Origin of the sequence: Rhodococcus sp. NPDC127593 (genome assembly GCF_042671975.1) — a bacterium.
Lineage (GTDB): Bacteria > Actinomycetota > Actinomycetes > Mycobacteriales > Mycobacteriaceae > Rhodococcus_F.
On sequence record NZ_JBHXWI010000061.1, the window covers coordinates 25,762 to 39,024 of the forward strand.

Genomic DNA, 13,263 nt, shown 5'->3' on the forward strand with positions numbered 1-13,263 from the left:
GACACGTCCCCTGTAGGGCGTGGGTGCGGCATCTACTGCGTTCCGCGGAGTTCGGCGTATACGGCCTGGGCCTTGGGTAGGGCGGCTGCGTACTCGGTGGCTGCGGTCTCACCCTTCTTGTAGAAGTGCTCCTTCTCGTTGTACCCACGTGGATCTGCCTGCTGTACCGCGAGGGCGTAGGCAGCCGGGTCGTCGGCGCTGGCGGTGACGGTGGCGGTGGCGGCGTTGTCCATGAATGTGTTGGTGGCGGCAACGACTACCTCAGCGGAGTCGGCCGGAAGGTTGTACTTGAGCCGCCAGCCGTAGATGTCCCGGATGTCCGTTGCCGGCGGGGACATCCGCAGTCCGGATTGCCAGCCCGTCTCGGCTTCGCTGGACACGAGAGCAGCGATTGCCTGTTCTGGTGTGCCGCCGCGTTCCTCCACTGTCTCGACGATCGTTGTAGATGAGCGGCGCAGCCGGTTGGCGATGAACTCGTCGGTGCCGAACACAGACACCGTCGTGGACACTATCGGTGCACTGGCGGGGGTGGTGGTCGTCGACTCATCGCTGCTGCATGCGGTCAGGACCACGGCGAGAAATGCGGGGATCAGTACTGCGGCAACGTTCTTGCGGGTCACGGGGTCCTCCGGGTCAGTAGCGTATGTCGTCGATGAGCCAGTGGTCGCCCTCGCGGACAACGGTGACCCACACCGTGGTGTCAGGTTTGACCGTATCGGTTTTGCTGCCGGCGACCGCGGTCTGCTTGATGGTGGCCACGCGGTGGACGGCGGTGTCGGTGTCCTCGGGGCAGCCGGAGCATTCGACGCTGACGTCGGCGATGACCTTTGCCTGCTGCTGCGCCCACTCGTCCCACTGCACGCCAGGCCCGCGCTCGGTGCGGGCATCGATGATCATGCGGTCGGCGAGCTTGCCGGTCAGCCAGTTTCGGGCCCGCCCATATGCGTCGTTCTGGGTGGTGTCGGTGGCCGGGTACCAGGTGAACGCCACGGTCAGACCCTGTCGAGCGGCCTCTTCAGCGTCGCGGGAGGCAGTCGGCAGATCGGCGGTCTCGACATCGGCCGGCGGCATGGCCGGCGTGGTCGTGGGCGCGCTGGTGGTCGTCGACGCCGCCACGCTCGCCGAGTCCTCGTCATCGTTGGTTCGGGAGAGATACGTGTAGGCCAGGAATCCGATGACAGCGACCACCAGAACCACGATGACGAGCTTTCGCGCCCTCACATCATTCTCCCTCCCAGTGGCCGAATTTGGCCATTCACCACGATAAATGACACGTCCCCCGTACTCCGAATGGGTGGTCCGGAGCGGGGATACGACATCGATCACGGCAGCTCATGGTGCATCGTGCGGCGGAGGCGAAACACCCGACAAGGGTGGGGCGGGAGGAGAATTCCTCCCCGTGACCCGCTCGGTAAATTTCGCAAGCTAGTCGGGAGTGCCGTACAATCTGCGCAGATTCCCACCCGTTCTGCGTATACGTAAGATTGACTAAGAATCGGTGTGAAAGCGAAAAGTAGTGTGAGAACCTATTTCTGCGGAGATGGCACGTTCCCCTACATCACGCGACGGGCCTTCATCCCTTCCTGGAGTGGGGCTTCCTTGACGACATCGCCCGGCGTGGGGGCGTGGATTATCTGACCGGTGCCCACGTATATACCCACGTGACCAGGCCCGTTCGGGCCCCAGCTGCCGAAGACGAGGTCGCCAGGCTTGGCCTGGTCGATAGGGATCTCGGTGCCGACACCCCACTGCTGTTCCGAGGTGCGGGGGAGGGTGACCTTGCCTGCGCTGGCCGCGTGCACGGCGTACGAGGTCAGACCGGAGCAGTCGAACCCGCCGCCGGAGGGTCCGCCAGTTCCGCCACCGCCCCACACATACGGGGTACCAAGGTATTCGCGAGCAGCCGTGACGACTTGGCTGCTGTCACCGGACGCGTTGGGGATGAATCGGCCGCGGGCATTGGGATTGGTGAACCCTGCACGGGCCTGCAAGATCTTGGGGACGTAATTCTCGGTCTGGGCGAAGGGTGGGATACCGCCGAACTTCTGCACGGCCCCGGGACCGGCGTTGTAAGCCGCAAGCGTCAGCTCGATGGGGTCGCCCCTGGCCTGGCCGCCGGCGATGTAACCGGAAACGTCCTGGTACAGGGCGCACATGAAGTGCGCCTGCGACATCACCGTGTCGCCGATGGAGTTCGGGTCGGCCTTCCCGTCGCCGTCGTAGTCTTTACCCCAGGTTGCCCAGGTGCCGGGCATGAACTGTGCGGGGCCCAGCGCTCCGGTCTCCGACACCGGCGCATGGGGGCCGTGCCGGAATCCGTTCTCCTGCTGGAGCTGTGCGGCGAGCAACGGAGCGTCGATCTCAGGGCAGGCACTGCCGGCGCGGCGTAGCCACGGCTCGAACTCGGCCGGCACGATCCCGAATGCCAGCTCGCCGCCGCCGGCCATGCCGAAGCCGGAGCAGTCAGCCGTGGACCGGGATGCGGCCACGAGTTGGATGGGACTGCTGCTGGCGGTGCTGGGGTCGCCTCCACTGGTGCCGTTCTGCTTGGCGATGTCGGGTAGGACGGTGAGGGGGTCGAGGGCCGTTCCGCCCTGCAACCGGCCGCCCTGCCAGTACTCGAAGTGCAGGTGCGGGCCCGTCGATCCGCCGGCGTTGCCGATGTCGGCGATGTGGTCGCCTGCCTTGACCTGCTGACCCGGTTTGACGTGAATTCCATTGGCGAACATGTGGCCGTAGACGGTGCTCACGGGCTTGCCGTCGACGTTCGAGTCGATGACCACCCAGTTCTCGAACCCGACCCCGGGCCCTTCGCCTGAGTCCCCGGCTTTGACGACGTTGCCGTCGAGCGCGGCGAGGATCTTTGTGCCGACCGGTCCGGCGAGGTCCACTCCTTGGTGCTGGGCTCCCCAGCGCTCACCGAATCCGGAGGTGAACGTGGTGGTCCCGGGTTCGACCGGCAGACGGATTGGTCCTGACACGGTTAGCGTCAGGTCCTCGGTGATCGACCCGACGCCGTCGGTGCTGTCGGAGATGACGGTCCGGCACGGGTCTCTCGGGATAACCGGTGCGCCCAGTGAGCAGGCCGATGTCCCGATGAGGATGCCGATGGTGCCGGTGAGCAGCAGCGCCCTCCGTGCGCGGCGGATGTTCACCGTCCCCCCGGGATCGGGGTGTCGAGTTCCGGGATCGGAATCGGTCCGGGAACCGGCGTCGGGTCGTTGCCGCGGCTCGGGGCGGTTGCCGGTTCGTCGAGATCGAACATCGGCTGCGGCGCCGTCGACGATGGGCTCGATGTCGGCTGCGACGGTGTCGTTTCGGCCGCGCTGGTGGTCGGTGTCGTCGACTTGCGCGGTGTGACCGTGGTGGTCGCCGGGGCGATCGTCTCGACCTCGGAGAGGTCGAGGGTCGGTAGGGGAGTGTCGACGACCCACCGCTTCTCACCGTTGACCTCGTCGACGGTGAGCGTGATCCGCAGGTCCCCGGCCTGCGTCGGAACGGTCACCCGCGCGGTCTTCGTGCCGTCGGGCCCGTCGGTGAGCGTGCTGACCGTGGGGCCGGTGATGACCACCGGGGTCCGCGGCCTGGCCGCTACGACGTACTCTCCAGGCTTGTCGGCGGTGTGGCGGCCGATGGTGCTGGCCCACATCGCATCCGACGGTGTGGTGTCGACGAAGGCGTGCGCGTAGGCCATTGCGGTGGCGGGCGCGATGGATGCGGCCCAGGCTGCGGTCTTGGCGGCGACCAGGGACTCGCTCACTTCGTCGAGGTCGTAGCTGATCGTCTCCGTGGGCGTGACTGATTCGACGGTGGTGTCGGCGTCGTGGGCGACTGCCCGCGGCGGAGGGGTCTCTCCGAAGACCGCGCCGGCGGCGAACAGCAGCGCCACTGTGCCGGCCACCGTGATCGCCAGGTGGGTGCGGGAGTAGAGCACCCATCGGCGAATCGGTGCGAGGACAGGGTTTGGTCCGGATGACGACATCAGATGTACCGGTCCTCAGGTGTCGTGTGGGTGGGGGCGGCGGCGTTCCATACCTTCGCGTTCGGCGGCGCCTTCGCCGGTGAGTGGTGCGGCGTGGGCGCGGTGGCGTGAGGTGCCCCTCGCTGGCCGCGGTTGGGGGTGTAGACCTTCATCGGGGCGATGGCCGAGCGGTCGCCGCCGTCCCACCGCTGCCCGACGCTGGCGGTCAGCAGTTCCTTGCGGGCCCGGCGATCCTGAACGAGGTTGTCGGCCTCGTTCTGGTCGAACCACTTCCACGCCGCGGCGCCGGACCTGACCGCGCGATCGGCGTCCATATCGTCGACCCCACCCTTGCCGCGGGCGATGTCGCGGCTGGCCACGGCAGCGATCCCGGCGATACGTGCATCGCGCTCGATCCCGGTGTCGGGCGCCTGGCCCAGGCGTGCGACCCGGCCCAGCCCCTGCGCCTTCCGGGCATCGGCCCGCGACTGCGTGAGCGCCTGCTGGCGGCGGTTGCCCAGCGCGCGACCCTCGGGCCGAGTGACCGTGCTCGCCCCGTCGTCGTCCTCATGTCCGTCGCGTCCACGACGGGCGAAACGCTCGGCGGCCTTCTCCGCGATCGCCTGCGCCGGCCCGCCGACCGCGAAGCTCGCAGCGTCGAATGCCTTGCGTTTGATGGACTTCTTGGCGCTTCGGGCCTTGCGATTGACCATGCTCGCACTGTTCTGTGTGAACGTCTGGCTCATCCGTTTGAACGGCCGCAGGATCGCCCAGCACACGACGGTCAGCAGCACCATGAACCACAGTCGCCAGGACCCGTCGACGGCCCCGTTCGAGTCGACGTAGAGCTGGACCAGCGCCATCAGGTAGAGCGCGACGATTACCGAGCCGGCTACGCCCCACAGGTAGGCCGAGGCGAGCATGCGCATCACCCGGGTCAGCCACCCGCCGTAGGCGATCGCGACCGGAATCCAGATCGGGGCGAACAGGACCGCGAACCGGATCGCCAGCAGCGCGGTCAGCTTCAGCAGGGACGCGCCGATCCACAGCAGCGACGGCATGGCCAGCTTGATCATGCCCATGAAGCCGGTGGAGGTGCGGCCGGAGTCCTTGCCCTGGAACTGGTAGTAGGAGAGCTGGTAGTCGGTCTCCAGCTTGGAGACGATGTCGCGGAACTGGTCGGCCTTCTCCTCGGCGAGTTGCGCTTGGGCCTTCGGGTCGTCCTTCACCGTGTTCTGCTGGTCATAGCTGAACGCCAGCGCATCCCGCAGCTTCGGCCCGAGTTGGTCCTTGTCCTCCGGGTCGTAGTTTTGGCCGAACCAGCCCTTGCGCCAGTCGTCGAGGAAGACCTTGTCGATCAGCACGTTGCGGGGGTCGGTGCTGCCGCCGGCGAGTGTGCCTCCGTCGTCGCCGAACTGCACCGCGAAAATCTGGTCTTGGGTCTCGGTGATCAGTGACCCGAACGTCTCGTCGGCCACCTGGAGCGCCTTCTGCGGAGCCCCGACCATCAACGCCCCGAGCGCGAGCCCAGCCGCGGCGATCGCCGCGGTCTTCGTGACCCCGGCCGTGTCGGCTTTCAGGGCCTTCCACAGGATCACCGAGGCCGCGACGACCAGGCCGATGCCGACCCACTGCCCGTAGAGGCCCCGCATGCCCTCGGTGATCGAGAAGACGATCTGGTCGAACCGCTCCAGCGCGGGAGTCACCCCGGCCTGCGTGGCGTCCTGGCCGGTCTTGGTCTGGTCGTCGAGCCAGAACGCGGCCGCCGCCATAGTCTTGCCGATGGTCAAGAACGTGTTACCCAGGGTGGTGTCACCGACCGCACCCGGCGCCTTGACCAGGTCCGCGCCGCAGCCGAGGTCGTAGGTGTGCCACTCGAGCCCGGCCCACCCGTAGGTCTGATAGCCGGTGCCGCCGGTGGTCGGCCGGTCGGCGCTGGTCGAGTCGAAGGTGGTCTCGATAACTTCGTTCGGGAACTCCGGCGACGGGACCTCCTGGCAGTCGAACCCGCCGGCCGATGCCACAGCGCCACCGAGTCCGATCAGCGACACCGCGGCCAGCATCAGCACCACCAGAACCCGCCCTACCAGCCCCGTACGCCACCCGAAACGGCGCGGGAAAGGTAAACGGTCCATCCGTGCGACTCGGGGCCGCAACGGGCTCACACCCCACCCCCCATTGCGGCGCGGGTCGCTCGCGAGTCCAGGGCGTCGAACACGTGGGCCAGGTGCACGTAGTGCGTCCAGTCCGACCGGATCAGCTCGATGTCGTCGGCCATCTTCACGATGAACCGGCGGGCCTGGTCCAGGTGCTCGGTGTCGGTGTCCTCGTCGAGGGTGTCTTCGCCGCCGCCGCCGAGCCCGGCCAGGAGTGACTCGTAGCCCTCACCGAGCGGAAGGTTCAGCAGTGTGAGCGCGCCCTCGATCGCGTGGGCGTTGCCGCCGAGGTCACCGATGATCACCTCGTACGTCAGCGCGGACTTGTCGTCGGTGCCGTCGACGCCGAGGTAGTCGTCGGGCAGCTGCGAGCACACCAGCGCACGAACCTTGAACTTCCGGCTGTCGCGGGCGATCCGCAGGTTCAGGGTGCGTCCGGCGCCGGTCTGCTCGAGGTATTTGTTCTCGTCGAGAAAGAGCACCTTGCGTTCGTAACGCGGCAGCTCGTAGACGAGCCGGTTCGCCATCCACGCCGCCATATGCATCAGCGGGCCGGCCATCCGCTGCTGCGGGGTCCACTGTGCCGGGTCGGTGCCCTCCGGGGGTAGTTGCAGGCCCGGCATAGTCAGGACCGTCAGGCGCACGGTGCGGTCGACGTCCTCGCCGTCGCCGATGGTTCCCTCCTCCGGGAAGAGCACGCGAGCCTCGGAGAGCTGGGACATCATCGCCAGGTCCTGGTGGAGGGACCGTGCGCAGGAAATCAGGTCGACGTTGGTTTCGTCCTTGCCTTCGCCGATCGTGGCGATGGCGGCGAGGACTTCGCTCAGGTTGTGGCGGCGGTCGCCGCCGACCATGTTCGCCGCGGTCTGAAGGACCGTCTCGGTCCATTGGTGCTCGAGTCGCGACGGCGTGAGCATCATCTTCAGCACCGACACCGCCACCGAGATCCGCTCCGCCTCCGCGGCTCGCAGATCCGCCTCGTACTGCGACTGTGCGGCGGCGACCGGATCGGCGTCGTCGGTGTAGTCGGGATTGGACGGGTCGTACTCCGGATCCTCGCGCCGGGGGTCGACGATCACTCGGTAGGGGTTGAGTGATCCCGGACGCGAGGTGCGACCGGTCAGCGCCTGCACCTCGGCGACACCCCGGAACTCGGGTAGCTGCGCAAGCTTCTTCAGCGGCCCCGACGGGTCGAGCACCACACCGTAGGCGCCCGCACGCACCGCCTGGTAGACGAGCATGCCCGCGAGGAACGTCTTACCCGAGCCGGGCACCGCGACGATCGGAGTCAGACCGGACTTGTGCTTCTTCTCGTGCGCGGCGAACAGATCCCATACCGCGGGCCGCGGAGCGATCGACGCGGTCTGCCCGACCACCACACCGGTGCGGTCACCGATCCGGTCCCCGACCGCGGCCATGCCAGCGGACAGTGCCTCGACGTTCATCCGCCGGCAGTGCGCGATGTTCGCCAGCGGCTCACCCGGGATGAACTCGCGCAGCAGCTGGTACTGGCCGTGCTCGGGTTCCAGGCGAATCCGCGGCGCGTACATCTCCTGCAGCAGCGCGACTTTCTCCTTGGCCTCCTCCGGCGACGAACCGACGACGAGGACGCGGTACCAGCCCTCGGTGCGTACCGACAGGCCCGAGTGGTCCTCCTCGATGTCGGAGATCACCCGTTGGGCGAGTGCGTGCTGTTCGGCAAGTTCCTGCGGCGGGGACTGGTCGTGTTCGACGGTGTAGTGGTCGAACTGGGCCTCGATCTTCGAGGTCAGTCGGCGCAGACTGCGCAGCGTCTGCCCTTTGGTCTTGAGCGAGATCCGCTCGGACCATTCGAGGGGTTCGCCGGACGGATCGCCGATCACCTGCCACGGCAGCATCTTCTCCGGGATCGGCAGCGGCGCCATGCGCCCGACCGTCAGGACGATCGCGTAGCCGGTGTAGTCCCGGCCGCCGACCTGCCCGCGCACCGTGGTGTAGCCGTCGCCGGGGGTCAGCTCGAGGGTGGTGAGGTCTTCGAGCGCGGCGACGTCGGATTCTTCCCAGTCGCCGCCGCCGCAGATCACACCGTCCGCATCGAGCGGCAGCCCCAGTGTCGCCGAACGCAGCAGCAGGTAGTCCATCTGCGCGGGGGTCGCGGGTTTGGCGTTCACGCCCTGCCCGGACAGGTGCCGCTCGATCGTGGCGAGATGGTCCGCGATCCCCTTCTGCTCGCCCAGGAACGCATCGCGCGCCCACGTGCGCCACAGCTGAGCGAACGTGCCCAGCAGTGGCCAGTCGACGACAGGAACCAGCCACTGCCCGACCGTGTCGAGCCCCTGAGCGAGCACCGAGCGCCGCGGCAGCTCCACGCCCCAGTAGCGGCCCTTCTGGGTCGGGTTGCCCCACAACATCGCATGCTGTTGCCCGCGCAGGTAATCCGCCCACGACAACGCACCCGGCACGTCCGGGATCGGATCGGCCCACCCGTCATGCGCCTGCGCCCACTGCCGCACCGGCCACGGTGTGCGCACCAGCCGCCGGTGCAGCCCCGTCACACCGGCCTCGGCGAGGTTCGCCACGACCAGGCCCTCGTTCTGGATGTAGCGGCGCTGCTTGCCGACCGGACGCATGTTCCACGGCCCTGGCGGCTGCACGAACCACGCCGTCGACTGCCGGCGCGTGCGGGTGACGTTGCCCTCCACCCCGACCAGCGCGAGCCGCACCGCCTTGCGTTCGCGGTCGGCGCGCTTTTTCGCCGCCGCGGCCTGCCGGGTGAACTCCGCCTCCGGGTCGGCGCGGCGGCGGCGCTTCTTTCCGCGCCGCGTGCCTTTCGCGGTGGGTTCTGGCTCCGCGTCAGGTGCGGGGGAGGGGACCACGGCCGGTGCGGGGGCTGCGATGTTGCTGTTCGGAGCCTGTGACCATGCCAATTCCTGGGCCGGGGCCGGTGTGGCGGCCGCTCGGTTCGCCGCCATCGCCGCCGCCCACGATGGCGGCAACGCACCGGGCGCAACGATGGCCGGCTCGGGCTCGTCGAAGTTCGGATCGAACAGTGCGGCGATCTCGTTGTCGGGCTGCAAAGTCATCGGGAGGACTCACCTTCGATCGGTGTGATGGCATGCGCGCTGCCGGCAGCGCGGGAAATGGCGGGAATGCGGAGCACGACGGTCTGGCCGGGCTTCGGTGGGCGCGGTGCGTTCAGGTCGTTCCACGCGGCCCGGACCACCGACCGGACCGGGCGGTCGGCGTTGACGAACTTCGTCACCCGCGCGGTGAGCGTGACGGTGATGACGACCATCACGACGAGGGACTTGAACCCCAGCGGCACGTGCACGACGCCGCGGGCGACGACGAAGACGGTGACCATGAACGCGGCCCCGAGTCCGAGCGCCGCGTACCGAATCCGGACCGGCAGGGTGAACCCGGTCGGGCCGAGGTAGTGCTGATCCACCCGGTGCAGCAGGTCGTCGTTGTCGATCACAGTCGGCTCCCGTCGATCGTCGATTGGTGATCGGGCACGGCAGGTCAGACCACTCGGATGCCGAATAGGCCGAGAATCCAGTTACCGATGCCGGTCGCGGCGCTCTCACTGCTCGCGAGGGAAAAGAACGCGATACCGACGAGCGACAGGCCGGCTACGGTGAACACCTTCGACAGGTTGCCGCGCAGGCCGCCGAGGAGGACGACGCACGCGATCAGGGCGAGGATCGTGAAGATGATGTTGTCTCCGATCCACGCGCGCAGGCTGTCAGTGGAGACTTCGGTGTCCTGGGCGAGTACGTCGACGCTTCCGGGTGGGGTGGTCGCCAGTTCGACGACTGCGGACGTGAGGGACATGAGCACTCTCCATCGCTGAGATTCGGTAGGTGCATCTGAATGTGGATGCGCACGACCGTAAGTCGATCTCGGTTTTCATCTCAATGGGGTGTCCGCGCCGGGATCGGGTCATCGGCGCAGGCCAACGGAGCTGTGCGGCATCGGGAATGTCTTTCCCGCGACGGGCGCGCAGCGGCGGCGCGGCGCGGCCCGCACGACCTCGAGGGTCAGCCGGTAACCAGGCGGGTGAGGGGATTCCCCCGCGGTGATTCGCCCGATGGTGGCGGCCCGTGTGTCGTCGCGGCGATCAGGACCCTATGGGGTGTAGGGGATATGGGTACGCACACAGGCTCTACAAGCGTGGGGTCGGGCGGTGTGCGCACGTGGCGTCGGAGGCTGCGCCCGGACGGGCTGTCGCGGCAGGTCCGCAGCGAGCGGATCGAGCACCCAGTGAGCCGGTGCGTGGAGATAGCGCTCAGATGCGCGGTGAAACCGGCGCCGGATGCGGCGATGGATTTCGGCGGTGGATTCGACCGCTCGAAAAAGCGCCTCCCACGCCACCCCCCTCCGGGGCCACTCCCCCCGGCGTTCCTTGGGGGGAGTGTAATCCAGAATTACGCTCAGCGCCAACATGATTCGGAACGCCCATGTCGAACGCTATACGCAGTGCTCGAAGCAGCACCGTCGGCGAGCACTCACCGCCACGCGTGTCGACGCGTTCCGCAGCGCTCACAACACCGCTCGATCGAGCGGGAACACCCGCCCATAGAGGCGCGTGGCGAAGCGCTCGAAAAGCACTTGAAAGAGCACTGCCGCGAGCGCTGAAAACCGCGCCTCACACTGCCCCGTAGAGCACTCGGTGAACGCCCCGGAAGAGCGCTCGAACGAGCGTGCCGCACAGTGATCGACAGAGCGCCCCGGCGCAGTGGTCGACGGGCCGATGCAACCACCGTGCACGCAGGCGGTGAACACGGCACCCGCCAGGGTGCGAGGTGAACACGTTGAGGGTTCGGCAATCCGGCCTGGAGATCGGCGCGAGAGCGGTGTTCGTCGCACCCCCGGGGTCGGCCACACGAGGGGGGACACCCCGTTGAGGAAAATCGCGGGTTCCTGTCACTGTGCTCAACGACGCCTCCCCGGACGGCGTTCAGGCTCAAAACGATCGAAAGGAACAGGCGGTGAGCGGAAATCACGACCCACTCAAGGACTGGTTGGTCGCGACGTGTCGCGACATCTTCGGCGATTCCGCCGACGGTCGCGGCAACCAGGTCGGCGAGGACGGCCAACCGACGCGCATCCGCCGGTTCACCCCGCTCTCGCCGATCGCCGTCGCCGCCGCGGGCGTTGCCGTGTACTCCCCGCGCCTGACGCCGGCGGCCGCCGACAACGAGACGGTCGTCGAGGTACTGACGACACTGCACGACTACCGGGTGCTGCTCGTCGCCGCCGCTGCCCTGCTCGTCATCGTCGACGTCCTGCGCCACCGCACGCACAGGTGGTCGCAGATGCTCGAATCGGTGGTCCGACAGGCCACCGGACACCTGCCGAAGAAGGTCGCCGTCTCGTTCCCATCCGGGTGGCGTGTGATCCGCCGCGCGAGGATCACACTGCACCGCGGCACCATCATTCGACCCAAACAGTTCGAGGAGCTCTCCCGCGCGATCGTGGCCGCGTTCCCCGGCAATGACAAGTGGAAGGTCAAGGTCCGCCACGAGGCCCACCACGACCGCATCATCATCGCCCGGAAGACCATCACCCCGGACACCCGCTCCGACCGTCAGCGGACACTCCAGTCCGCGCTCGACGACACGTCGATCTTCACCGGCCCGAAGGTCACCGCCGAAACTGTCGACGAGGCCGGCATCGAAACCGGCTACCGGATCGCGTTCGAAAAGTCGATGAACGCAGGCGCCAAGGGCTTCCAGGTCAAGGTCGACGAGGCCCTCGCCTCCCTGGCAGGGCCGCACGAGTCCGGCCGCAACTGGACCACCGACTGGTACCCCGACAAGGGCCACCTGGTGATGCGTCTGGTCACCGCGATGCCCGATCGCGTCGACCACCCGCTCGCATTGGTCGACGAAAACCTGCGCCACCTGCCGTATGCGACCGGCGCCGCGGACCGCATCATGTACTGGGACGTCTCCACCAGCTCCAACAAGCCACACTGCCTGATCGTCGGCCCGACCGGTGGCGGCAAGACATCGGTGATCCGCACCCTGCTGACCGAGGCCGCACGCCGCGGAGTTCCGTTCGTCGGCGTCGATCCGAAGATGATCGAACTCGACGGCCTGGAGGGCTACCCCGGCTGCGGCGCGATCATCTACGACGCCCTGCGTGCCGCGATGTTCGTGCGCGCGCTGCACACCGAGATGATGGCCCGCAACGCCTACCTCCACCAGATGAAGATCGAGGGCTCGCAGCTGCCGCTGATGATCGCGGTGCTCGACGAGTTCTTCATTCTCTCCGGCAAGTGGCAGCGCCTGGCCAAGACCGGCGACGACGAGACCCGCGAGCAGCTCAAAGAACTCGACCCGCTCGGTGCGTGGGCCGACCTCGCCGTTCTCGCCCGTTCGGCCGGCATCCGGCTGCTGCTCGGCGTGCAGCGCCCCGACGCCAGTTTGTTCGGCGGCGCGTCCGGTAACGCGCGCGACAACTTCGGGACCCGCATCAGCCTCGGCAACCTCTCGCAGGACGGCGCGCTGATGATGTGGGGTGATTCGACCGTGGGCCGCGAGGTCGACACCTCCGTCAAGGGCCGCGGCATCGCGCTCGGCGACGACGGCAACCCGGTCGACGCGCAGATGTGGTGGACCCCGAACGTCGACCGCCACCCCAACAAGTGGAACCGGCTCGCCGAGCGCGAGAAGGCGATCATCGACGGCCTCATGCCCACCGAGGCCCCGCAGTTCACCTGCTACTCGCGGGAGCTGGCCTCGTTCATCGAGTCCGAGCGCGCCCTGGCCACGCGGGCACGCAGGCACGGCCGTGCTCCCGAGCCGATCGTCATCGGCGCGACCGCCGCCACCGCCGGCGACACGTCCGCCGAGTCGCCGACTGTGGACGCCGCGCCCACCGGCGATGACGACTTCTCGGACGTCATTCCGGCCTCCGCAGTCGAGGCCGGCCAGACCGTCCTCGTCGACGACGACCACGGCGAACTCGTCCCGGTCACCGTCGACTCGGTCGACGTCCGCCGCGGCGCCAAGGGCGACGTCGTCGAGACCGTCCTCACCGTCGGCACCGGCCGCGTGAAGACCCGCATCACCTTCGACGCCACCGGCGTCGTCGTCCTCCCCGAAGCCGACCTCGTTGCCGCGTCGGCGTGACCCCTCGTTGCCCGATCCACCACCACCG

At 68.0% G+C, this 13,263-nt stretch carries 9 protein-coding genes; 1 reads left to right on the forward strand and 8 read right to left on the reverse strand.

Annotated elements, in window-relative coordinates; translation table 11 throughout:
• Positions 1-32: 32 nt before the first annotated feature.
• The 8 genes from ACFVJ3_RS39580 to ACFVJ3_RS39615 all read right to left on the reverse strand — a co-directional run bounded on the left by ACFVJ3_RS39580 (position 33) and on the right by ACFVJ3_RS39615 (position 9,930).
• On the reverse strand, positions 33-620 hold the full coding sequence (locus tag ACFVJ3_RS39580) for a hypothetical protein (protein ID WP_378457254.1): 588 nt from the start codon (positions 618-620) through the stop codon (positions 33-35).
• Positions 621-633: 13 nt separating this feature from the next.
• On the reverse strand, positions 634-1,221 hold the full coding sequence (locus tag ACFVJ3_RS39585) for a hypothetical protein (RefSeq protein ID WP_378457255.1): 588 nt from the start codon (positions 1,219-1,221) through the stop codon (positions 634-636).
• A gap of 332 nt (positions 1,222-1,553) precedes the next feature.
• Positions 1,554-3,155 (reverse strand): peptidoglycan DD-metalloendopeptidase family protein, encoded by a 1,602-nt coding sequence (locus ACFVJ3_RS39590; protein WP_378457256.1) that lies wholly within the window; start codon positions 3,153-3,155, stop codon positions 1,554-1,556.
• Positions 3,152-3,982, reverse strand: coding sequence for a hypothetical protein (locus ACFVJ3_RS39595; RefSeq protein WP_378457257.1), 831 nt, complete (start codon positions 3,980-3,982; stop codon positions 3,152-3,154). Before ACFVJ3_RS39595 ends, ACFVJ3_RS39590 begins: the two co-directional genes overlap by 4 nt.
• Complete coding sequence (locus tag ACFVJ3_RS39600; RefSeq protein ID WP_378457258.1) at positions 3,982-6,096, reverse strand: hypothetical protein; 2,115 nt, start codon at positions 6,094-6,096, stop codon at positions 3,982-3,984. The genes ACFVJ3_RS39595 and ACFVJ3_RS39600 overlap by 1 nt, the downstream gene beginning before the upstream one ends.
• 26 nt (positions 6,097-6,122) lie before the next feature.
• Positions 6,123-9,179, reverse strand: coding sequence for an ATP-binding protein (locus tag ACFVJ3_RS39605; protein ID WP_378457259.1), 3,057 nt, complete (start codon positions 9,177-9,179; stop codon positions 6,123-6,125).
• Positions 9,176-9,574, reverse strand: a complete 399-nt coding sequence (locus ACFVJ3_RS39610; protein WP_378457260.1) for a hypothetical protein — start codon at positions 9,572-9,574, stop codon at positions 9,176-9,178. Before ACFVJ3_RS39610 ends, ACFVJ3_RS39605 begins: the two co-directional genes overlap by 4 nt.
• 44 nt (positions 9,575-9,618) lie before the next feature.
• Positions 9,619-9,930 (reverse strand): hypothetical protein, encoded by a 312-nt coding sequence (locus ACFVJ3_RS39615; RefSeq protein ID WP_378457261.1) that lies wholly within the window; start codon positions 9,928-9,930, stop codon positions 9,619-9,621.
• A 1,157-nt stretch (positions 9,931-11,087) separates the two neighbouring features.
• On the opposite strand from ACFVJ3_RS39615, the gene ACFVJ3_RS39620 reads away from it, so the two are divergent.
• Positions 11,088-13,235, forward strand: coding sequence for an FtsK/SpoIIIE domain-containing protein (locus ACFVJ3_RS39620; protein ID WP_378457262.1), 2,148 nt, complete (start codon positions 11,088-11,090; stop codon positions 13,233-13,235).
• Positions 13,236-13,263 lie beyond the last annotated feature (28 nt).